A 20,653-nucleotide genomic window follows, 5' to 3' on the forward strand; every position below is an offset into this window, starting at 1 on the left:
CCCATCCGCAGCTCGGAGGTCCGCGCCGTGAGCAACCTCGACCGTCGCCCGCCCGCCCGGGAGCTGGGCGGGCGGGACGCCACCCCCGCCGGCCCGGTGCTGGACCTGCTGCCCGGCAAGGAGGTGCAGCTCGGGGAGAGCACCCGCGTCCGCCGGCTGCTGCCCACGATCGGCCGGCGGCTGGTCGGCGCGTGGGCGTTCGTCGACCACTACGGGCCCGACGACATCACCTCCTCACCCGGCATGCAGGTGGCGCCGCACCCGCACACCGGGCTGCAGACCGTCTCGTGGCTGCTCGAGGGCGAGGTCCACCACCGCGACTCGCTCGGCAGTGACGCGGTCATCCGGCCGCTCCAGCTGGCGCTGATGACCGCCGGCCACGGGATCGCGCACTCCGAGCAGTCCCCCGCCGTGCACCCGCGCTTCCTGCACGGCGCGCAGCTGTGGGTGGCGCTGCCCGATGCGCACCGCGAGGTCGCGCCGGCCTTCGACCACCACGCGGCGCTGCCGGGCTTCACCTCCGACGGGCTGACCGCGACCGTGCTCATGGGGTCCCTCGGCGGGGCCACGTCGCCCGGTACCGCCTACACCCCGCTGGTGGGCGCCGACCTCGACCTCGCCGCCGGTGCGGACGTCGAGCTGCCGCTGGAGCCGGACTTCGAGTACGCGCTGCTGGCCTCCTCCGGGTCGGTCGGGGTGGAGGGCGTGCCCCTGGAGCGCGGCGCGATGCTGTACCTGGGCACCGGACGGCGCGGCGTGCGGCTGCAGGCGGGCGAGGCGAGCCGGCTGCTGCTGCTCGGCGGCGAGCCGTTCGAGGAGCGCATCGTCATGTGGTGGAACTTCGTCGGCCGGTCCGGCGAGGAGATCGCCGAGTACGCGCAGCGCTGGAACGACGAGGACGAGCGGTTCGGCGCGGTCGTCGGGTACGACGGCGACCGGCTGGCTGCCCCACCGTTGCCGTCGGTGCCGCTCAAGGCGCGCGGCCGGCAACGGTGAGGCCTACCTCAGCGGCGGGATGACCCGGTCCGCGGCGAGCCGGTCGAACAGCTCGAGGAAGCGGTCCTCGGTGTCGAGGCAGTCGGCGAACCCGGCCTGCCGCAGCTTGATCGTCGAGCTGACGTTGTCGAAGCCGGACCGGAAGATGAACTCGCCGAACTCCCACCGGACGAGGTCCTCGTACGGGGTCGGCACGAGGTCGTGCCGGGCGGCCAGCCGCTCCCAGACGTCCCGCCGGTCGGCCATCGCCTCGGCGAGCGGGACCGGCTGCGGCTCGGCGTACTCCATGCCGAAGTGGCGGGCGACGACCGGGAACACGTGCCGCCAGCGCAGCTGGTCGCCGTTGGTGACGTTGTAGACCTCGCCGTCGGCGGCCGGCTCGCCGCCGGCCCACACCGTGGCCCGGGCGAGCAGCTCGGCGTCGGTCACCTGGTAGAGGGCGTCGTAGGCGGCCAGGTTGCCGGGGAAGCGCAGCGGCTGGCCGAGCTCGCGGGTGATCGCGGCGTAGACGGCGATGACCATCAGCAGGTTCATCGGGTTGCCGACGGCGTAGCCGATGACGCCTTCCGGCCGGAAGACGGTGAGCCGGTGGCCTCGCTCGGCGGCGACCTCGCGGAGCAGGTCCTCCTGGTCGTAGTAGAAGTTCGGCTGGATGATCCGCGGGTCCCGCTCCCTGGCCGGCGTGTTGAAGAACCCCATGTGCGCGCCGTAGGCCTTGCCGCCCTGGTAGAGGGTCACGTGCTCGAGCGGGGCACCGGCGGCCGCCAGCCCGTCGAGGGTGTTGCGCAGCAGCGCGACGTTGACCTCGGACAGTTCCCGGGCCGTGGGCCGCTCGGCGTACGCGCCGAAGACCAGGTGGGTGACGTCTCCCAGACCGTCGAGGCCCGCCCGCGCGGAGGAGGCGTCGCCGAGGTCGACCGGCAGGTGCTCCCAGGTCGCCCTCCGCGGGGTGCGCCGGCTGACGCCGCGGACCCGCCACCCCGGCCGCCGGGCGTACTCCGCGGCCGCGTGCGCGCCGATGACGCCGCCCGCCCCGGTCACCAGCACGCTGCCCGTCGGCTGCTCGTCGCTCATGACGCTGCACTCCCCCTCGGGCCGCTGTCCCACACCAGGGCGCCGTCGTGGTGCCGGGCACAACCCGGGCCGGGACGGCGTTGCTGCCGGCATGGCTGCGACCGCGGACCCCCGCCTGCTGGACTTCGTCGCCGAGCACCGATGGGGCGTGCTCGCCACCATCAAGCGCGACGGCCGGCCCCAGCTGTCCAACGTCGGCTACGCGTACGACCCCGAGGCGCGGCTGTTCCGGGTGTCGGTCACCGACGACCGCGCCAAGACCCGCAACCTGCGGGCCGACCCGCGGGTCACCCTGCACGTCTCCTCGCAGGACTTCTGGAGCTGGGCCGCCGTGGAGGGGACCGCGGAGCTCACGCCGGTCGCCGCCGATCCGCACGACGCCACGGTCGAGGAGCTGGTCGCCTACTACCGCGGCATCTCCGGCGAGCACGAGGACTGGGACGAGTACCGCGCGGCCATGGTCAGCGACCGCCGGCTGGTCGTCCGGTTCCGGCCCGAGCACGCCTACGGCCAGCTGCGCGGCTGAGGGAGGTCCCGCTGCCCCTGCCCCTGCCGCTCACGGGCTCGCGGCGGGACCCTGCAGCGGGCCGCCCTGTCCGCCCCGGGGACGGCGCGCCCCCGACGCGCCGTCCTCGGGACCCCGCTCAGCTCCCGGCCGGGGCCTGCATCACCGAGAAGGGCGCACCCCAGGGGTCCTCGACCACCGCGAAGCGGCCGAACTCGGTGTCCGTGGGCGCCATGGTGACCTTGCCACCGGCGGCCTCGACGGTGGCGACGGCCTCGTCGGTGGAGGCGACCGAGAAGCACACCGCCCAGCCCTTCGGCGAGCCCGGCTGGTGCCCGCCCAGCCCGCCCAGCGGGTTCTCACCGGTGGCGAAGGTCGTGTAGTCCATCTCGTCGTCCATGGGGACCTGGTCGAAGGTGAAGCCGAAGACCGCCCCGTAGAACTCCCGCGCCGCCGCCGGGTCGTCGACCGCCGCCTCGTTCCACACCAGGGACCCGGGCTCGTTGTAGATGCGGCAGCCGGTGTGCGTGCCGGACTGCCACAGCCCGAAGGCGTTGCCCTGCGGGTCGACCGCGATGGCCATCGTGCCCATCGGCCCGACCTCCATCGGCTCGACGACCACGGTGCCGCCGGCCTCGCGGATGCGGGCGGCCGTCGCCTGGGAGTCGTCGGTCGCGAAGTACGTCGTCCAGGCGGGCGAGTCGCCGGGGTTCATCAGCGGGCCCATGCCCGCTGCCGGCTCCCCGTTCCGAGTCGCGTTCAGGTAGCCGCCGTACTCCGGGTCGCCGCCCTCGAACTCCCAGCCGAGCAGGCGGCCGTAGAAGTCCTTGGCGGCCTCGAGGTCCGAGGCGCCGTAGTCGACCCAGCAGGGGGTGCCGGCCGGCCAGGGGGTGTTCCGAGTGGGCATGTGTCCTCCTCGTCCGTGGGGGAGGACACAGTTCCACCGGGGTCCGACAGTTCCCAGACCTCGGCGGACGGTCCGGTCAGAACTCCCCGCCGCCGAAGTCCCCGCCGAAGTCGGTGCCGCCGAAGTCCCCGGCGGCCCAGTCCCCGCCGCCGACGTCGCCGCCGTCGTGGTCACCGAAGATCAGGCCGCCGAGCAGCAGGCCGCCCAGCCCCGCACCGAGCGGGCTGATCCCCCCGCCGCGCCGGTAGCCGCCGCCTCCCCAGCCCCCGCCGTAGCCGCCGCCGTAGCCGCCCCAGGTGTTGCCGTAGCCCCCGTAGCCGGCGTATCCGGTCTGCTGGGACCACCGCCGGACGTCGGCCTCGGCCTCGGCCAGCGCGTGCTGGGCGAGCCGGTCGGCGGTCTGCGCCGACCGCAGCGCCGACGCGGGGTCCGAGCCGCCCTGGCGCTCCGCGGAGGCCAGGTACCGCTCGGCCTCCGCGAGCCGGGTGCGCGCCGTCGGCCCCACCGCGCCCCGGCGGGTGCCGATGAAGTCCCCGGCCGCGGCCACCGCCGAGCGGGCGGTGAGCAGCGCCTGCTCCAACGCCTCGGCGGCGCGGCGGGCACGGGTCCGGTCGTCGCGCGCGGTCTGCAGGGCCTGCTCGAGGGCGATGTCGGCCTCCTCGAGCCGGCGCAGCGCGGCCAGCGGGTCGGGCAGCGCGCCGTCCCGCCGGGAGAGCGCCTCCTCTGCGGCGGACAGCGCCGCCTGGGCGCGGGCGACCTGCGGGCGCAGGTCGCCGGAGCCGCCGGCCGCCAGCAGCGCGCGGGCCTCGGCGAGGTCCTCCTCGATGTCGGCCCGCGCCGCCGGCACGCGCTGCTCGGCCGCGGCGAGGTCGCCGCCCAGCCGCGCGATGGCGTCGAGCAGCGTGGCGCTCTGCCCGACGGCGTTCTCCGCGCCGCGCAGCCGGCCCACCGAGCGCCCCGCCTGCCCCTCCGCCTGGTCCTGTCGGGCCAGCTCCACCTCCCGGGTCGCCGCGGCCAGCCGCACGCCGGCCTCGGCGACGTTCTCGGCGACCGACGCCACGGCCGACGCGGCGTAGCGCCCCTGCAGGTCGGCCAGTCGCCGCTCCTCGTCGGGCAGCCGCTGCTGCAGCTGCTCGATGCGCCGGGTGAGCTCCTCGGCGGCCTGGCCGGCGGTGCGCTCCCGCTCGCGCAGCTCCTCGAGGGCCGCGGCCTGGTCGCGCAGCCGCTGCCGGGCGGCGTCGGTGAGGGAGAGGAGCTCGGTGAGCATGCGGCGCTGGGTCGGCTCGTCCTCGGGGATCTCGTCGTCGAGCTCCTGCCGGATCGTGAACGCCCGGGCGAGCTCGGCCCGTGACCGGTCCAGGGCCCCGACCAGCCCCGGCACCGCGTCCTCGCCGAAGTGCGAGCGGGCGTAGTCGAGGTCCACCTGCGCACTGCGCACCTGCTCGTCGAGCTCCAGCAGCGCGGTGCTCCCCCGGTAGTTGAGCTGCTCGGTGGGGACCCCGGCGTGCGGGTCGCGCTGCTGCAGCCGCACCGGTTCCGGCGTCGCCGCCAGCTCCCGCCGCCCGGCCCGCCGTCCGCGCCGCGAGAAGAGGTAGAGCCCACCGCCCAGGAGCAGCAGGCCGAGGACGACGGCCAGCGTGACCGCGCCCGAACCGCCGGAGCCGCCCGCGGAGCCCGACGACGTGCCGGCCGTGGTCCCGCCGGCCAGCCCGTCGGCCAGCGCGGTCACCGCGCCGGCCCAGTCGCCCTGGGACAGCCGCGGGCGGACCTCGTCGTCCACGACGGCCTGCAGCTCCGCGGCGTCGACGGAGTCGCCGGCGTGCACTCCGTAGAGGCGGTCGTCGACGGCCACGGCCAGCAGCACGTCGTCGGCGCCGAGCCCGGACTGCTGCGCGGTCTCCCGGGCCCACGTCGACCGGTCCACCCCGTCGAAGCTGTCCACGAACACCGCGAACAGCCGGGTGCCGGTCTCCTGCTCGAGGTCCTCCACCGCGCTGCGCACGGCGTCGGCGTCCCCGCCGAGGACCCCCGCGGAGTCGCTGACCTGCTGCGCGAGCCCGGACGGCGGTTCGGCCAGCGCCGGTGACCCGGCCAGCAGCAGCGCGGTGAGGAGAGCCATGACGATCGTCAGGCGGCGCACGTGGGACCTCCGGTTGTACTCAGGACGCCCGTCAGGACGTCCGGACTGTAGGCACGGACGGCGCTCATCCACAGTTCCCGGCCACGATCGGCACCGCGGGCAGCACCCGCGTCAGAAGCGCCCGCCGCCCCCGCGCCGGCCGCCACCGGACCGCCGTCCGCCGCCGCTGGACCGGCGCGTCCCGCCCCCGGAGCGGCGTCCGCCGCCGCCGAAGCCGCTGCTGCGGTAGCCGCCGAACGACCCGCCGCCGCGGGACCCGCCGCCCCCGCCGAAGAGGATGCCGCCGAGCACGAGGCTGCCCAGGTCCACGCCGCCGCCGGGCCGTCCGCCCGCGAAGCCGCCCGGTGGGTACCCGCCGAAGCCGCCGGCTCCGGACCCCCACGCAGAGACGTCGCCCTGCGCTGCGGCGAGCGCCTGCTGGGCCAGCGCGCCCGCCTGCTGCGCCTCGCGGAGCGCGGCGACCGGGTCGCTCTGCCCCGCGGCCACCGCGGTGTCGAGGTGCCGCTGCGCCTCGGCCAGCCGGGTGCGCGCCTCCGGGCCGACCGCCCCGCGGCGGGTGCTGATGAAGTCGCCGGCCGCGGTGATCCCCGAGCGCGCCGCGAGCAGGGCCTGGTCGAGGGCGGCCGCGGCCCGCCGGGCCTGCGCCTGCGCGTCCCGCGCCGTCCGCAGCGCCTCCTCCAGGGCGACGTCGGCCTCCTCGAGCCGGCGCAGCGCGGCCAGCGGGTCGGGCCGGCCGTCCGGCGGCGCCAGGGCCGTGTCTGCCGCGGCGAGCGCTGCCTCCGCGCGGGCGACCTGCGGCTGCAGGCCGGTGCGGTCCCCGGCCGCGACCAGGGCCCGCGCCTCGGCGAGGTCGGCCTCGGTCTCGGTGCGGGCCGCCGCCACTCGCGCGGCGGCGGCGTCGAGGTCGGCGGCGAGCCGGCCGATCGCGTCGAGCAGGGTGCCGGTCTGCGCGACGGCGTCCTCGGCGGCGCGGACGTCGCTCACCGCGGCCCCCGGCTGACCGGCGGCGAGATCGGCGCGCGCCTCCGCCACCTCGGCCGCAGCGGCGGTCAACCGGTCTGCCGCCTGGGCCACGTTGTCCGCCACGGGGGCCAGCGCCGTGGCGGCGTACCGCTGCTGGAGGTCCCGCAGGCGCTGCTCCTCCCCCGGGAGCCGGCCGCGCAGCTCGGCGATCCGCGGCTCGAGCGCGTCCAGGACCTGCGGCGCCGTGCGCTCGAGGTCGCGCAACTGGGTGAAGGCCTCGGACTGCGCGTCCAGCCGGGCGTCGGCCGCCTCGACCAGCGTCAGGATCTCCGCCAGCACGCGCCGCTTCCCCGGCTCGTCCTCGGGGACCTCGTCGTCGACCTGCTGGCGCAGCGTGAAGGCGCGTGCCAGCTCCGCCCGGGACTGCGCCAGGGCCTCGTCGAAGCCGGTCACCGCCTCGGGGCCGTACTGGCTGCGGGCGAAGTCGAGGTCGAGCTGCGAGGCCTGCACCTGCTCGTCGAGCTCCAGCAGCGCGCTGCTGGCCCGGAACTGCAGCTGCTCGGTGGGCACGCCGGCGTGCGGGTCCACCGGGCCGGGGGCCGGTGCCGCCGTCCGCCGCTTCCGGCGGGAGCGGGCCACCAGCAGCGCACCGCCGCCCACGACGACCACCCCGCCGCCGACGAGCAGCCCCGTCGACAGGCCTCCACCGGCGCCGCCGCCCAGGCCGTCGGCCAGCGCCACCACCGCGCCGGCCCAGTCCCCTTCGGAGAGCTCGGGCTCGACGTCACCGGCCAGCAGCCGGTCCAGCTCGTCGTCGGACAGCCGGAAGCCCTCGTCCACCGAGAGGCCGTACGCGCGGTCCTCGACGGCGAGAGCGAAGAGCACGTCGGAGCTCCCCAGCTGCGAGGCCGCCGCGGCGTCGTCCGCCCACTCCTGGCCGGACGCGCCGTCGAAGGAGTCGACGACCGCGACCCACAGCTGGGTGCCGCCCTCGGCCCGCAGCCGGTCGAGCGCCTCCTCGACCCGCGACTCCTGCCCGGCCAGCGCGCCGACCTGGTCGACGACCGGCTGGGCGAGCCGGAACGGGGGGACGGCGAGTGCGGGCCCGCCGGCGAGCAGCAGCAGCGTCAGCACCCCCAGGACGACGACGAGCCGCCGCACGGGCACCTCCTGGGGACGACGATGGCGGGCTCCGCGACCCTATCGGCGGCGCAGGGGTCCGGGGACGGCGCACGGGGTACCAGCCCCCCACCCGAGACCGTGGAGGACCCCGTGAGCGAGCCCGACCGCATCCCCGCCGCCGACCTGCCGCCCCGGACCGTGCGCCGCGTCGGGGACTGGGCCGTGGGCAACACCGGCGGGGAGTACTTCGCCGTCTCCCGCCGCTGCCGGCACCAGCTCGCCGACCTGTCGAAGGGGTCCGTCGACGCCGACGGGTGCCTGGTGTGCCCCTGGCACCAGAGCCGCTACGACGTCCGGACCGGGGAGATGGTGGCCGGCCCGCGCGGTTTCCTCGGCTACCACGGCCCGACGCCGGGCTACACGCAGGTCGTCCGGGCCTACAGCCGGGTGCTGCGGCTGCGCGTGCGGAAGGCGCTGCGCCGCGGCGACGACGTCGTCCTGGAGTGAGCGGAGGGGATCCGTGCGCGTCACGCGCACGGATCCCCTCCGCTCAGCCCAGCTGCTCCCAGGTCGCGCGGCGGCGGGCCTGCTCCGCGGGGTCGGGCACCGGCAGCGAGGCCAGCAGCCGCTGGGTGTAGGGGTGCTGCGGTGCCCCCAGCACCTCCGCCCCCGTGCCCTCCTCGACCAGCCGGCCGCGGTGGAGGACCGCGATCCGGTCGGCGAGCAGGTCGACGACGGCGAGGTCGTGGCTGATGAACAGGCAGGCGAAGCCCAGCTCGCGCTGCAGTTCCGCGAACAGCTCCAGCACCCGCGCCTGCACCGAGACGTCGAGCGCCGAGGTCGGCTCGTCGGCGATGAGCAGCTCGGGGTCCAGCGCGAGCGACCGCGCCAGGCTGGCGCGCTGCCGCTGCCCGCCGGAGAGCTCGTGCGGGAAGCGGTCGCCGAAGTCCTTGGGCAGCTGGACCGCCTCGAGCAGCTCGTCCACCCGGCTGCGGGCGGCGCGCGGGTCCTCGGCGCGGCCGTTGACCACCAGCGGCTCGGCGACCGCCTCAGCGATGGTGAGCAGCGGGTTGAAGCTGGACGCCGGGTCCTGGAAGACGAACCCGATGCGCTTGCGCACCGGCCGGAACGCCTTCTCCTTGACCCCGCGCATCTCGGTGCCCAGCACCTGCAACGAGCCGTCGGTCACCTTCGTGAGCCCCGCGATGGCCCGCCCGATCGTCGTCTTGCCGCTGCCGCTCTCCCCGACCAGCCCGAGCACCTCGCCGGGGCGGATGGCGAAGCTGACGCCGTCCACGGCGACGAAGTCCGGCTTCCGCAGCCGCCCGGGGTAGACGATGCGCAGGTCGCGCGCCTCCACCACCGGCGTCGCGGCGACCCAGCCCGCGGGCCGGGTGGCCGCCCGCTGCTCGGCGCGCACCCGCCCCTCCCCGAGCCGGGGCACCGAGCCCAGCAGCTGCCGGGTGTAGGGGTCGCGCGGCGCGCTGAACAGCGTGCCGACGTCGGCCTGCTCGACGATCCGGCCCTGGTACATGACCGCCACCCGGTCGGCGAGGTCGGCCACGACGCCCATGTTGTGCGTGATCAGCACGATCGCGGCGCCGAACTCGTCGCGGCAGCGGCGCAGCAGGTCGAGGATCTCGGCCTGCACCGTCACGTCGAGGGCTGTCGTCGGCTCGTCGGCGATGATCACGCCGGGGTCCAGCACGAGGGCCTGGGCGATGACGATGCGCTGCTTCTGCCCGCCGGAGAACTGGTGCGGGTAGTGGTCGACCCGCTCCTCGGGGTCGGGGATGCCGACCCGGCGGAGGACGTCGATCGCCTTGGCGCGGGCCTCCTTGCGGCTGTACCGCCCGTGCGCCCGCAGCCCCTCGGCGATCTGCCAGCCCACCGGGTAGACCGGGTTGAGCGCGGTGGAGGGCTCCTGGAACACCATGGCGGCGTCCCGACCGCGCACGTCACCCAGCTGCCGCGGCGACAGGGTGACGACGTCGCGCTGCTCGGTGCCGTCCCTGCTGCGCAGCACGACCGCGCCGCGGGTCCGGGCGGTCTCGGGCAGCAGGCCGAGGATGCTGCGCGCGGTCACCGTCTTGCCGCTGCCGCTCTCGCCGACGACCGCCAGCACCTCGCCGGCGGCCAGCGACAGGCTGACGTCGTGGACGGCGGTGATGGTGCCGGCGTCCGTGGCGAAGGAGACCGACAGGTTCTCGATGTCGACGACGTCGTCACGTGCGGTGGTCACAGCGGGTTGCCTCCCGTCGACTCGAGCCCGGCCAGACCGCCCGGCCCGGCACCCAGCGGACCGCCGGGCACGACCGGGGTCTCCGCGGCGTCCCCGGACTCGACCGCGCGCCGGCTGCGCAGCCGCGGGTCGGCCAGGTCGTTGAGGCTCTCGCCGACCAGCGTCAGCCCGAGGACGACCAGCACGATCCCCAGGCCGGGGAAGATCGACGTCCACCAGATGCCGCTGGTGACGTCGGAGAGCGACTTGTTCAGGTCGAAGCCCCACTCCGCCGCGGCGGTGGGCTCGATGCCGAAGCCGAGGAAGCCCAGCCCGGCGAGGGTGAGGATCGCCTCGGAGGCGTTGAGCGTGAGGATCAGCGGCAGCGTGCGCGTGGCGTTGCGCAGCACGTGCCGGCTCATGATCCGCCAGTGGCCCGCGCCGACCACGCGGGCGGACTCGACGAAGGCCTCGCCCTTGATCCGCACCGTCTCGGCCCGCACCACCCGGAAGTACTGCGGGATGAACACCACGGTGATGGAGATGGCGGCGGCGAGGATGCCGCCGAAGAGGCTGGACTGCCCGCCGCTGATGACGATCGCCATGATGATCGCCAGCAGCAGCGACGGGAACGCGTAGATCGCGTCGCACACGACGACCAGCACGCGGTCCAGCCAGCCGCCGAAGTAGCCGGAGACCAGGCCCAGCAGCACGCCGGCGAACAGCGAGAACACGATCGCGACCACGATGACCATCAGCGCGGTCCGGGACCCGTAGACCACCCGCGACAGCACGTCGTAGCCGCCGACGGTGGTGCCCAGCCAGTGCTCGGCCGAGGGCGCCTGCTGGGCGCCGAACGGGCCGTCGGCATCGCGCAGCTGGTTGTAGCCGTAGGGCGCGAGCAGCGGCGCGAACACCGCGGCGAGCAGGAAGACGCCGGTGAGGACCAGCCCGGCGACGAGCATGCCGCGCTGCAGCCCGACGCTCTGCCGCAGCTGGTGGATGACGGGCAGCCGGCGCCAGCCCCGGCGGGCGGGGTCGGTGCGGGGGGTCTCCTCGACGGGAGCCGTGGCGGTGGCCATCAGTACCTCACCCGTGGGTCGATGAGCGCGGCGATGACGTCGACGACGAAGTTGGTCACGGCGACGATCACCGCGAGCAGCGCGACGATGCCCTGCACCGCCACGAAGTCGCGGGCCTGCAGGTACTCGGCGAGCTGGAAGCCCAGGCCCTTCCACTCGAAGGTGGTCTCGGTCAGCACCGCGCCGCCGAGGAGCAGGGCGATCTGCAGGCCGATCACGGTGATGATCGGGATGAGCGCCGGCCGGTAGGCGTGCTTGCGCAGCAGCCGCCGCTCGGCCACGCCCCGGGAGCGGGCCGCCTCGACGTAGCCCGAGCCGAGGGTGCCGATCACGTTGGTGCGCACCAGCCGGAGGAAGACCCCGGCGGTCAGCAGGCCCAGCGCGATGGCCGGCAGCACCGCGTGCTCCAGCACGTCGAGGACCACGTCGCCGTCCCCGGTCCGGATCGCGTCGATCAGGTAGATGCCGGTCGGGTCTTCGAGGAACTGCAGCTGGATCTCCGCACCGGTCGACGCGCGGCCGGCGACCGGCAGCCAGCCCAGGCCGCTGGCGAAGACCAGCTTGAGGACCAGGCCCGCGAAGAAGACCGGCGTGGCGTAGCAGAGGATCGCGAAGACCCGCAGCAGCGCGTCGGGCCACTTGTCGCGCCAGTAGGCGGCCAGCCGGCCGAGCGGGATGCCGACGACGAAGGCCACGACCAGCGCGTAGGAGGCGAGCTCCAGCGTCGCCGTCCCGAAGGTGGTGAGCACCTCGGTGACCGGGCGCCGGTCGGACAGCGTCGTCCCGAAGTCGCCGGTGAAGACGTTGCCCAGGTACTCGAGGTACTGGACGAACAGCGGCCGGTCGTACCCGGCCTCCTGGACCCGCTGGGCCAGCTCGGCGGCGGTGAGCCGGCCACCGAGTGCCGCGGTGATCGGGTCACCCGTCGAGCGCATGAGGAAGAAGACCGTCGTCACGAGGATGAAGACGGTGGGGAAGATCAGCAGGAAGCGGATGAGGAGGTAGCTGCCCAGGCCGCCTCCACCGCCCCGGCGCCGGCGCCCCGCGGGCGCCTCCTCCTGGGCCGGCTGCCCGGCCGCCAGCTCGGTCGCTGCTGTGGTCATGGTCGTCACTTCCGTCGGTGCGGGTCCCCCGCACACGGGAGGCCCCGGGTGCCCCCGCCGTGCGGCGGGGTCACCCGGGGCCGGTGTCGCTGGTCCCCCGGTCCGCTCAGCCCTTGCTCAGGGCCCCGTAACGGAACTTGAAGGACGCGTCGAGAGTATCCGCCGCGCCTTCCACCCCGGTGCGGACGACGGCGACCTGGGCACCCTGCAGGTAGGGCACCGTGGACAGGTCCTGCGCCTCGAGCTGCTGGATCTGCTCGATGAGCGCGGTGCGCTGCGCCGGGTCCGGCGTCGTGACCTGCTGCAGGATCAGGTCGTTGACCTGCTGGTTCTCGTAGTGGTTGGCGAGGAAGTTCTCCGTGAGGAAGAACGGCGTGAGGTAGTTGTCGGCGTCGGAGTAGTCCGGGAACCAGCCGAGCTGGTACGCCGGGTAGACGTCGGCCACGCGGTCCTCGGAGTACTGGACCCACTCGGTGGTCTGCAGGTCGACCTGGAACAGGCCCGTGGACTCCAGCTGGTCCTTGATCAGCGCGTACTCGTCACCCGAGGACGGGCCGTAGTGGTCGTTGGAGTACTGCAGGGACAGCTGCACCGGGGTCTGCACGCCCGCGGCCTGCAGCACCTGGGCCGCCTTCTCGGGGTCCGCGCCGCCGTTGCCGTCGCCGTAGAGGTCCTTGAGCGCCTGAGTGGCGCCGGTCAGGCCCTCGGGGACGAAGGAGTACAGCGGGGTGTAGGTGCCCTTGTAGACCTGGTCGGCGATCTCCTGCCGGTCGATCAGGTGGGCGACCGCCTGCCGCACGGCCGTGGCCTTGGCCGGGTCGGCGTCGGGCTGGGTGGCACCGAAGGGCTGGGTGTTGAAGTTGAAGACGATGTAGCGGATCTCGCCGCCGGGACCGTCCACGACCTCGACCTCGTCGTTGCCGCGCAGGTCGTCGACGTCGGTGGCCGACAGGCTCCGGAAGGCGACGTCGATGTTGCCCTCCTCGATGTCCAGCTTCAGGTTCGAGGAGTCGGCGTAGTACTTGACGTTGACCTGCGACGTCGCAGGCTGACCGAGGAGGCCCTGGTAGTCCGGGTTGGCCTCGTAGCTGATCAGGTTGTTCTGGTCGTAGTTGGTGATCACGTACGGCCCGGCGAAGGCGTTGCCGTCGACGATCTCCTGGTCCGGCGTCAGCTCGGTCGGCGAGAGGACGTCCTCGTCGACGATCGGGCCGGCCGGGCTGGACAGGATCTGCGGGAACGTCTGGTCGTCGCCGTTCTCGAGGTTGAACACGACCGTCGTGTCGTCGGGCGCGTCGACGCTCGCGAGGTTGGCCAGCAGCGCGGCCGGACCGTTCGGGTCGTTGATCGCGACCATCCGGTCGAAGGAGAACTTGACGTCCGAGCTGGTCAGCTCGTTGCCGTTCGCCCAGGTCAGACCGGGCTTCAGGGTGACCGTGTACTGCGTCGGCGAGGTGAACTCGGCCGACTCGGCGATGTCGGGCTCGACGTCCGGGCTGCCGTAGTCGGTGTTCATGAGGAACGGGAACACCTGGTTCATGACGGCGAACGAGCCGTTGTCGTAGGAGCCCGCGGGGTCGATCGTGGTGATCTTGTCGCTGGTGCCGATCGTCAGCGCCTCACCGCTGCCGCCGCCGGAACCGCCGCCGTCGCCGTCACTGCCGCCGCACGCCGTCAGCGCCAGCGCGGTCACCGCGAGGCCAGCCGTGGCGACGCGCGCGCGCCGCCCGCCGGTCGAAACGGAACTCATCCGCCTACCTTCGTTCTTCCTGAGAACCCCCGCGGACTCAGGACATGTTCCAGGTCACAGCGGGGTATGGGTGTTGGTTACCCATGCGTAGCACAGGGCGTTCCGGTCCCAGGAGTCCGCTCGGGGACTGTTATCGCCTCGTGACTGCCCCGCCGGCGGCCCGCACCCACGGCGTTCCCGGGCCCCTGCGACCCCGGGTCTGCGGCTCCGCACCGGACCCGCTCCTGAGCACCGCCCCGCGCCCGTGAGGGGTGGTGGGGACGGCGCTGTCAGGCGTCGATGTCCATGGACGCCTCCCGCCCCCGGTCCGCTCCTCGTTCGCCGGCGCTCCCTGCGATGCTCCCGGCGGCGTCAGGCGTCGATGCGGCGACGGCCCTCGAAGGCCCGCCCCAGCGTGACCTCGTCGGCGTACTCCAGGTCACCGCCCACCGGCAGGCCGCTGGCCAACCGGGACACCGCCAGCCCCATCGGCGCGACCAGCCGCGCCAGGTAGGCGGCGGTCGCCTCACCCTCGAGGTTGGGGTCGGTCGCGATGATCAGCTCGGTGACCGCGCCGTTCATCAGCCGGGTCATGAGCTCCTTGACCCGCAGGTCGTCGGGGCCGACGCCCTCGATCGGGCTGATGGCGCCCCCGAGCACGTGGTAGCGCCCGCGGAACTCGCGGGTGCGCTCGATCGCGACGACGTCCTTGGGTTCCTCGACGACACAGATGACGTCGTCGCTGCGCCGCGGGTCACGGCAGATGCGGCACTGCTCGCCCTCGGCGACGTTGTAGCAGGTCACGCAGAAACGCACCTCGGCCTGCACCCGCTGCAGCGCCGCCACCAGCCGGCCCACGTCGGCGGACTCCGCGGCCAGCAGGTGGAAGGCGATGCGCTGGGCGCTCTTCGGCCCGACGCCGGGCAACCGGCCGAGCTCGTCGATGAGGTCCTGGACGGCCCCCTCGTACACGGTGTTCCTCTCGTCGTGGAGGGCGCGCGGCTCAGAGGCCGGGCAGCCCCAGGCCGCCGCCGAGGCCGCCTGCGAGCGGGCCCATGCGGCTGGCGGTCAGTTCGTTGACCTGGCGCGAGGCGTCGCGGACGGCGGCGACGACCAGGTCCTGCAGCGTCTCGACGTCGTCGGGGTCGACCGCCTCGGGGGCGATCGTGACCGCGGCCAGCTCGCCGTGGCCGGTCATGGTGGCCGTGACCAGGCCACCACCGGCCGAACCGGTCACCGTCTCCTGGGCGAGCTGCTCCTGCGCGGCAGCCAGCTGCTGCTGCATCTGCTGCGCCTGCTCGAGCAGGCGTGCCATGTCGGGCTGGCCTCCGGGGAACATGCCCCGAGGGTAGGCCGCGGGTACGACACCCGCCGGGACGACGGGCCGGGAACTTCTTCAACCAAGAGGTTGACAACGACGGAGGGCCGGTCCACTGTCGTGTTCAACCCATTGGTTGACAAGAGAGGAGGACGCGACGTGGCCGCCGATCCGCTCTCCCGGGTCTTCGCGGCCTTGGCCGATCCCACCCGGCGCGACATGGTCGCCCGCCTGGCAGTGGCCGACGCGACCGTCGGGGAGCTCGCCGAGCCCTACGACGTGAGCGTGCAGGCCGTCTCCAAGCACCTGCGGGTGCTCGAGGACGCCGGCCTGGTCAGCCGGAGCAAGGACGCCCAGCGCCGCCCGGTCCACCTGGAAGCCGAGGTCTTCGACCTCATGACGAAGTGGATCGAGCGCTATCGGCGTCAGGCCGAGGAGCGCTACCGCCGTCTCGACGACGTCCTCCGGGACATGCCGGACGACGACGTGACCCCCACCGCTGCACCACCCGAGGGAGGAACCCCGTCATGAACGCCACCACGCACGAGACCCAGATCGTCGCCGACCCCGACGTGCCGCTGATCCGGATCACCCGGGAGTTCGACGCCTCGCCGGCCAAGGTGTTCCGCGCACACACCGACCCCGACCTGCTGGTCCGGTGGATGGGGCCCCGCGGCCTGGAGATGTCGATCGACCACTACGACTGCCGCACCGGCGGCTCCTACCGCTACGTGCACCGGCAGGACGGCGAGGAGTACGGCTTCCACGGCTGCTTCCACGAGGTGCGCCCCGACGAGCGGATCGTGCAGACGTTCACCTTCGAGGGCATGCCCGACGGCGTGGCCCTGGAGAAGCTGGTCCTCGAGGACGTCGGGAACGGCCGCACCCGGCTGACCGCGACCTCGCTGGTCGACTCGTTCGCCGACCGCGACGCGTTCGTGGCCAGCGGCATGGAGGTCGGCGTCCGCGAGGGCTACGAGCGCCTCGACGAGGTCCTCGCCGGGCAGTGAACCGGTGCCCCTCCGCGGCGTCCCCCGAGCGTGGCGGACGCCGCGGAGCGCGGTCCCGCTCCGGCCCCGTCCAGGGGCCCGCCCGGGGCCCCGCGAGGGGTGGGGAGGACGGGGCCTCTCAGTCGTCGACGGGGCGGGCGCCGAGCTGCGAGCGCAGCAGCGCCAGGGCCGCCTGCTCCGGGTCCACCACCGGGTCGGGCTGCCGCTCGCCGGCACCCTCCGCCGCCCGCTCGGCCATCAGCTCGCGGGCCTCGGCCGCCTCCGCGGCCCGCGCCGCCTCGCGGGCGACCTCCGGCGACACGGCCGGCGCACCGCTGCGGGCCGCGCCCTCGACGACGACCTGGACCTTCCAGCGCACGCCGAGCAGCTCCTGCAGCGCCTGGCGGACGACGTCCTTGTTGAGGTCGTCGCCCAGCATCTTGGCCAGCGCCGGCGAGGTGGCCGCCAGGGTGAGCACCCCGCCGGCCAGGTCCTGCACCTGGGCGCTCTTGAGCAGCGCCTCGGTCGTGCGCTTGTGCCCGCGCACCACCTTGAGCAGCTCGGGCCACACCCGGCGGACGTCGCTGGTGGTCAGCTCGCCGTCGGCGGACGCCGACGCCGGGTCGGCCGAGACCACCGGCGTCGGCTCGGCGCCCCGCGGCGCGGGAGCGGACTCGGCGGCGGCCCGGGGAGCCGCGGTCGCGGCCGGGCGCGGCTGCTCGGTGCGTGCCGCCGCCGCGGCCACCGCAGCGGGACGCGGCTGGTGCGGCCAGTCCTCGTCGTCGGTCGGCTCCGGGGGCAGCGGGATGTCGGGCTCCCCGACCGCGACCCGCGGTGCGCGCGGCTGTTCCGCGGCAGCGGGCGGCTGTTCCGCGGCAGCCTGCGGGCTCGCCGGAGCCGCAGGTGCCGCCGGCCGGGACGGCGCGCCGGAGCCCGGCGGCGTGGTCTCGGGCCAGTCGTCGGCGGCGGGACCCGGCCGGGACCGCGGCGCACCGGCGCCGGGCGGGGTGGTCGCGGGCCAGTCGTCGGCGGGCGTCCGCACCGGCTCGGCGGCTGCGGGAGCAGCGGGGACCGACGCCGCCGGGGCCGACGCCGCCGGGGCCGACGCCGCGGGAGCCGACGCCGCGGGAGCCGGGGCCGCGGGGCGGGTGGCCGGGGCCGGGGTCCGGTCGGCCGGCGCGGGGGCGGCCGGGGCCTGGGCGGCCACCTGCGACCTGCGGACGAACTCGCGGCGCGGTCCGGCCGGCTGCTCCGGCGCCGCGGGAGCCGGCGCTGCGGGAGCCGCCTGCGCGGGCTCCCGCCGGACCTCTCCCACCGGCGCGTCGGCGACCGGGCGGCCGGCGTGCTCGCCGGCGATCGACATCCGCCTCTCGAGGCGCTCGAGCCGCTGCAGGGTGGCCGCCGCCGAGTCGTCGGTGGCCGGCAGGAGCATGCGGGCGCACACCAGCTCGAGCAGCAGCCGCGGCGCCGTCGTCCCGCGCATCTCGGTCAGGCCCTCGTGCACGGTGTCGGCCATCCGCGACAGGGTCGCCGAGCCCAGCGCCTGGGCCTGGGAGCTCATCAGGTCCAGCCGGTCGGGCGGGCAGTCGAGCAGGCCGTTGCCCCCGGCGTCCGGGACGGCGTCGAGCACGATGAGGTCGCGCAGCCGGTCGAGCAGGTCGGTGGCGAACCGCCGCGGATCGTGCCCGGCCTCGACCACCCGGTCGACGGCGCGGAAGACCCCGGGCGCGTCGTGCGCGGCCAGGGCGTCGATCGTCTCGTCGAGCAGCGCGTCGTCGGTGACCCCGAGCAGGCCGACGGCGTCCCGGTACGTGACGCCATCCGGCCCGGCCCCGGCGAGCAACTGGTCGAGGATCGACAGCGAGTCGCGCACCGAGCCGCCGCCCGCGCGGACCACCAGCGGGAACACCGTCGGCTCGACCTGCACGCCCTCCGCGGCGCAGGTCTTCTCCAGCAGCCCGCGCAGCGTCGTCGGGGGGACCAGCCGGAACGGGTAGTGGTGCGTGCGCGAGCGGATGGTGGACAGCACCTTGTCCGGCTCGGTGGTCGCGAAGACGAAGACGAGGAACTCCGGCGGCTCCTCGACGACCTTGAGCAGGGCGTTGAAGCCCTGCGTGGTCACCATGTGCGCCTCGTCGACGATGTAGACCTTGTACCGGCTGTTGACCGGCGCGAAGAAGGCCCGTTCCCGCAGGTCGCGGGCGTCGTCGACACCGCCGTGGCTGGCCGCGTCGATCTCGATGACGTCGAGCGAACCGGGACCGTCGGGCGCCAGGGCCACGCACGAGCCGCAGACCCCGCACGGGTTCGACGTCGGCCCCTGCTCGCAGTTGAGCGAGCGGGCGAGGATCCGGGCCGACGACGTCTTCCCGCAGCCGCGCGGACCGCTGAACAGGTAGGCGTGGTTGATCCGGCCCCCGTCGACGGCGTTGACCAGCGGGGTGGTCACGTGCTCCTGCCCGACCACCTCGGCGAAGGTCGCCGGGCGGTACTTCCGGTAGAGCGCCAGAGCCACGCGACGAGGTTACGTGGCAGGTCGGACGACGTCGGGGACCGCCGCCGCGCCCCCGGTCACGTCCCCGGGGAGGCCACGCCACCGAGAAAGACGAGGACCCCCCGTGCACCCGCCAGAGCCCGCTTATCCTTGCTGCCTTCCGGCCCTGGGGAGGTTCACAGGGTGACGCCACACGAGGGGTCGTCCCCCACTGTAGAGGAAACCGTTCGGGCCGTGGCGACTCCCCCGCTACGCTCCACGGTCATGACGCCCCGGCGCGCCCTCGTCCTGCCCCCGCCCCGCTCCTGACCCGGAGCACCGCGGGTCGCTGACCGCCCGGCGCCCCGCGCCTGGCCCTGCGCCGTGCTCCGGACCGAGTCCCCGATCCGGACCCCGACCAGGAGCGTCATGTCCACCCCCTCGGCCCGCTCGTCCGGCGCTGCCGCCGGCTCCCCCGCCGCCCCCGTGACCGGCGGCTTCGTGTTCGTCGTCCTCGCCGCCCTCTGCTGGGGCACCGCGGGCGTCAGCGGCCGCGTCGTCGCCGACCGCACCGACCTCGGCCCCCTCGACATCGCCTGGCACCGCATGGCCATCGGCGCCGCCGTCCTCCTCGCGGCGCACCTGCTCACCCACCGGCGCCGCCCGGCGCCCGCCCCGCTCCGCCGGCCGGTGGTCGTCCGGCTGGCGCTGGTGGCGGCGGGACTGGCCGCCTACCAGCTGGCCTACTTCGCCGCGGTCGCGGCGGCGGGGGTCAGCGTCGCCACCCTGGTCGCGCTCGGCCTGGCCCCGCTGCTCATCGCCGTCGGCGCGGCGCTGCTCGGCCACGGCCGGCCCGACCGCGCGACGCTGCTCGCGCTGGTCGCTGCGCTGACCGGCCTGGGCCTGCTGGTGGGCCTCACCGCCGGCGCCTCGACCGGGACGGCTGTGCTGCTCGGTGCCCTGCTGGCCGTCGGGTCGGCGCTGGGCTACGCGGTGGTGACCCTCGCCAGCGGCGCCGTGCCGGCCGGCGTCCCGGTGACCCTGGCCGGGTTCGCCGGCGGGGCGCTGCTCCTGACGCCGGTGGCACTCGCGGCGGGCCTGCGCCTCACCGCCGAGCCCGTGGCCCTGGCCACACTGCTGTACCTGGGCGCCGTGCCGAGCGCCGCCGCCTACGCGCTGTTCTTCCGCGGGCTGCGGACGGTGCCCGGTGCGGTCGCGGCGATCGTCACCCTGCTGGAGCCGGTCACCGCGACGGTGCTGGCGACCGCCTTCCTGGGCGAACGGCTGCCGCTCGGTGCGCTCGCCGGCGGGCTGCTCGTGCTCGCGGCGGTCGCCGGGCTGTACCTGCGGCGGATCGGGGCCCGCACCCGGCCGGACGTCGTCCCGGAGCCGGCCGCGTGACGCACGGAGGCCGGTCCCCGCGGGTGCGGGGACCGGCCTCGTCGCTGCGGAGGATGGGAGATTCGAACTCCCGAGGGGTTGCCCCCAACCCGCTTTCCAAGCGAGCGCCATAGGCCACTAGGCGAATCCTCCAGGTGCGTGGCCCAGGATACCGGGCGGCCGGCGAGGGGTCAGCCGGGGCACCGGGACGGCGGGGGTGTTTCCCGTCGGCACGGTGGGGAAGGCTGGTCCGGAACGCCGGTCCCCGGCGCGCGGCACCACGAGGAGGCACCCCCATGACCGAGCCCGACCAGCCCCGGCCCGACGTCGTGGACGCCATCGTCGCGGTGCTCAAGGGCGCCGATCCCTCGGGGCTGCCGCCGTCGGCGACCAAGGCGGAGAAGGACGCCGCCAAGGACCGCTACCTGTCGGAGTTCGCCGCGGAGCGGAGCAAGCGGGACCGGCAGACCCGCGCCTGGGAGCTGCTGCTGACCCGCAGCTACGACGAGCCGCCCACCTGGCAGCGGCTGTTCGACGACCTCTCCCCCGACGTGGTCGAGGAGCTCGGCGAGCTCTACGACGCGCTGCCCGCGGGCGCCCAGGAGGAGTACGCCCAGCGTTACGGCGTGCCCTCCGGGGTCTGACCGGCGC

At 75.0% G+C, this 20,653-nt stretch carries 18 protein-coding genes, 1 tRNA gene and 1 other RNA gene; 7 read left to right on the forward strand and 13 right to left on the reverse strand.

Features of this window, described 5'->3' with window-relative positions:
* Positions 1–27 precede the first annotated feature (27 nt).
* Positions 28–996, forward strand: coding sequence for a pirin family protein (locus ACI79C_RS21300; protein ID WP_456947690.1), 969 nt, complete (start codon positions 28–30; stop codon positions 994–996).
* Between the two features lie 3 nt (positions 997–999).
* Here the strand turns inward: ACI79C_RS21300 and ACI79C_RS21305 are convergent, their stop codons facing one another.
* On the reverse strand, positions 1,000–2,070 hold the full coding sequence (locus ACI79C_RS21305; RefSeq protein WP_456947691.1) for an SDR family oxidoreductase: 1,071 nt from the start codon (positions 2,068–2,070) through the stop codon (positions 1,000–1,002).
* A gap of 91 nt (positions 2,071–2,161) precedes the next feature.
* On the opposite strand from ACI79C_RS21305, the gene ACI79C_RS21310 reads away from it, so the two are divergent.
* The gene (locus ACI79C_RS21310; RefSeq protein ID WP_456947692.1) at positions 2,162–2,596 is read left to right on the forward strand and encodes a PPOX class F420-dependent oxidoreductase; all 435 of its coding nucleotides are present in this window, start codon (positions 2,162–2,164) and stop codon (positions 2,594–2,596) included.
* 118 nt (positions 2,597–2,714) lie between these two features.
* Here the strand turns inward: ACI79C_RS21310 and ACI79C_RS21315 are convergent, their stop codons facing one another.
* From ACI79C_RS21315 to ACI79C_RS21325, 3 genes are all read right to left on the reverse strand, one after another.
* Positions 2,715–3,482, reverse strand: a complete 768-nt coding sequence (locus tag ACI79C_RS21315) for a VOC family protein (protein WP_456947693.1) — start codon at positions 3,480–3,482, stop codon at positions 2,715–2,717.
* Between the two features lie 76 nt (positions 3,483–3,558).
* The gene (locus tag ACI79C_RS21320) at positions 3,559–5,622 is read right to left on the reverse strand and encodes a TPM domain-containing protein (RefSeq protein ID WP_456947694.1); all 2,064 of its coding nucleotides are present in this window, start codon (positions 5,620–5,622) and stop codon (positions 3,559–3,561) included.
* 111 nt (positions 5,623–5,733) lie between these two features.
* The gene (locus ACI79C_RS21325) at positions 5,734–7,746 is read right to left on the reverse strand and encodes a TPM domain-containing protein (protein ID WP_456947695.1); all 2,013 of its coding nucleotides are present in this window, start codon (positions 7,744–7,746) and stop codon (positions 5,734–5,736) included.
* Positions 7,747–7,857: 111 nt separating this feature from the next.
* Here ACI79C_RS21325 and ACI79C_RS21330 point away from each other — a divergent pair, with 111 nt between their 5' ends.
* Complete coding sequence (locus tag ACI79C_RS21330) at positions 7,858–8,214, forward strand: Rieske (2Fe-2S) protein (RefSeq protein ID WP_456947696.1); 357 nt, start codon at positions 7,858–7,860, stop codon at positions 8,212–8,214.
* A gap of 43 nt (positions 8,215–8,257) precedes the next feature.
* On the opposite strand, the gene ACI79C_RS21335 is transcribed toward ACI79C_RS21330, so the two are convergent.
* From ACI79C_RS21335 to ACI79C_RS21360, 6 genes are all read right to left on the reverse strand, one after another.
* The gene (locus ACI79C_RS21335) at positions 8,258–9,949 is read right to left on the reverse strand and encodes an ABC transporter ATP-binding protein (protein ID WP_456947697.1); all 1,692 of its coding nucleotides are present in this window, start codon (positions 9,947–9,949) and stop codon (positions 8,258–8,260) included.
* Positions 9,946–11,010 carry an ABC transporter permease gene (locus ACI79C_RS21340; RefSeq protein WP_456947698.1) on the reverse strand — a complete coding sequence of 355 codons (1,065 nt, stop codon included), beginning with the start codon at positions 11,008–11,010 and terminating at the stop codon, positions 9,946–9,948. The genes ACI79C_RS21335 and ACI79C_RS21340 overlap by 4 nt, the downstream gene beginning before the upstream one ends.
* Positions 11,010–12,113, reverse strand: a complete 1,104-nt coding sequence (locus tag ACI79C_RS21345; RefSeq protein ID WP_456947699.1) for an ABC transporter permease — start codon at positions 12,111–12,113, stop codon at positions 11,010–11,012. Before ACI79C_RS21345 ends, ACI79C_RS21340 begins: the two co-directional genes overlap by 1 nt.
* Before the next feature lie 106 nt (positions 12,114–12,219).
* The gene (locus ACI79C_RS21350; RefSeq protein ID WP_456947700.1) at positions 12,220–13,863 is read right to left on the reverse strand and encodes an ABC transporter substrate-binding protein; all 1,644 of its coding nucleotides are present in this window, start codon (positions 13,861–13,863) and stop codon (positions 12,220–12,222) included.
* Between the two features lie 351 nt (positions 13,864–14,214).
* On the reverse strand, positions 14,215–14,814 hold the full coding sequence (gene recR, locus ACI79C_RS21355) for a recombination mediator RecR (protein ID WP_456947701.1): 600 nt from the start codon (positions 14,812–14,814) through the stop codon (positions 14,215–14,217).
* Positions 14,815–14,845: 31 nt separating this feature from the next.
* Positions 14,846–15,181 carry a YbaB/EbfC family nucleoid-associated protein gene (locus tag ACI79C_RS21360; protein WP_456947702.1) on the reverse strand — a complete coding sequence of 112 codons (336 nt, stop codon included), beginning with the start codon at positions 15,179–15,181 and terminating at the stop codon, positions 14,846–14,848.
* A gap of 138 nt (positions 15,182–15,319) precedes the next feature.
* Here ACI79C_RS21360 and ACI79C_RS21365 point away from each other — a divergent pair, with 138 nt between their 5' ends.
* The gene (locus tag ACI79C_RS21365) at positions 15,320–15,691 is read left to right on the forward strand and encodes an ArsR/SmtB family transcription factor (RefSeq protein ID WP_456947703.1); all 372 of its coding nucleotides are present in this window, start codon (positions 15,320–15,322) and stop codon (positions 15,689–15,691) included.
* Entirely contained in the window at positions 15,688–16,170 is a 483-nt protein-coding gene (locus tag ACI79C_RS21370) for an SRPBCC family protein (protein WP_456947704.1), read from the forward strand. The genes ACI79C_RS21365 and ACI79C_RS21370 overlap by 4 nt, the downstream gene beginning before the upstream one ends.
* Positions 16,171–16,288: 118 nt before the next feature.
* Here the strand turns inward: ACI79C_RS21370 and ACI79C_RS21375 are convergent, their stop codons facing one another.
* The gene (locus tag ACI79C_RS21375; RefSeq protein ID WP_456947705.1) at positions 16,289–18,664 is read right to left on the reverse strand and encodes a DNA polymerase III subunit gamma and tau; all 2,376 of its coding nucleotides are present in this window, start codon (positions 18,662–18,664) and stop codon (positions 16,289–16,291) included.
* An 89-nt stretch (positions 18,665–18,753) separates the two neighbouring features.
* Positions 18,754–18,849, reverse strand: an RNA gene (gene ffs / locus ACI79C_RS21380) — signal recognition particle sRNA small type.
* Between the two features lie 202 nt (positions 18,850–19,051).
* On the opposite strand from ffs, the gene ACI79C_RS21385 reads away from it, so the two are divergent.
* Positions 19,052–20,023 (forward strand): DMT family transporter, encoded by a 972-nt coding sequence (locus ACI79C_RS21385; protein WP_456947706.1) that lies wholly within the window; start codon positions 19,052–19,054, stop codon positions 20,021–20,023.
* Positions 20,024–20,070: 47 nt separating this feature from the next.
* On the opposite strand, the gene ACI79C_RS21390 is transcribed toward ACI79C_RS21385, so the two are convergent.
* Positions 20,071–20,155, reverse strand: a tRNA-Ser gene (locus ACI79C_RS21390).
* A 143-nt stretch (positions 20,156–20,298) separates the two neighbouring features.
* On the opposite strand from ACI79C_RS21390, the gene ACI79C_RS21395 reads away from it, so the two are divergent.
* Positions 20,299–20,646, forward strand: a complete 348-nt coding sequence (locus ACI79C_RS21395; protein WP_456947707.1) for a hypothetical protein — start codon at positions 20,299–20,301, stop codon at positions 20,644–20,646.
* Positions 20,647–20,653: the final 7 nt, after the last annotated feature.

The sequence above is a fragment of the Geodermatophilus sp. SYSU D00697 genome (genome assembly GCF_054050175.1).

What these genes read in the sequence shown, in the direction of transcription:
- ACI79C_RS21305 (WP_456947691.1), bottom strand. Translation starts at nt 2,070, where the DNA reads ATGAGCGACGAGCAGCCGACGGGCAGCGTGCTGGTGACCGGGGCGGGC.
- ACI79C_RS21310 (WP_456947692.1), top strand. Translation starts at nt 2,162, where the DNA reads ATGGCTGCGACCGCGGACCCCCGCCTGCTGGACTTCGTCGCCGAGCAC.
- ACI79C_RS21315 (WP_456947693.1), bottom strand. Translation starts at nt 3,482, where the DNA reads ATGCCCACTCGGAACACCCCCTGGCCGGCCGGCACCCCCTGCTGGGTC.
- ACI79C_RS21340 (WP_456947698.1), bottom strand. Translation starts at nt 11,010, where the DNA reads ATGGCCACCGCCACGGCTCCCGTCGAGGAGACCCCCCGCACCGACCCC.
- ACI79C_RS21345 (WP_456947699.1), bottom strand. Translation starts at nt 12,113, where the DNA reads ATGACCACAGCAGCGACCGAGCTGGCGGCCGGGCAGCCGGCCCAGGAG.
- ACI79C_RS21350 (WP_456947700.1), bottom strand. Translation starts at nt 13,863, where the DNA reads ATGAGTTCCGTTTCGACCGGCGGGCGGCGCGCGCGCGTCGCCACGGCT.
- ACI79C_RS21360 (WP_456947702.1), bottom strand. Translation starts at nt 15,181, where the DNA reads ATGTTCCCCGGAGGCCAGCCCGACATGGCACGCCTGCTCGAGCAGGCG.
- ACI79C_RS21370 (WP_456947704.1), top strand. Translation starts at nt 15,688, where the DNA reads ATGAACGCCACCACGCACGAGACCCAGATCGTCGCCGACCCCGACGTG.
- ACI79C_RS21385 (WP_456947706.1), top strand. Translation starts at nt 19,052, where the DNA reads ATGTCCACCCCCTCGGCCCGCTCGTCCGGCGCTGCCGCCGGCTCCCCC.
- ACI79C_RS21395 (WP_456947707.1), top strand. Translation starts at nt 20,299, where the DNA reads ATGACCGAGCCCGACCAGCCCCGGCCCGACGTCGTGGACGCCATCGTC.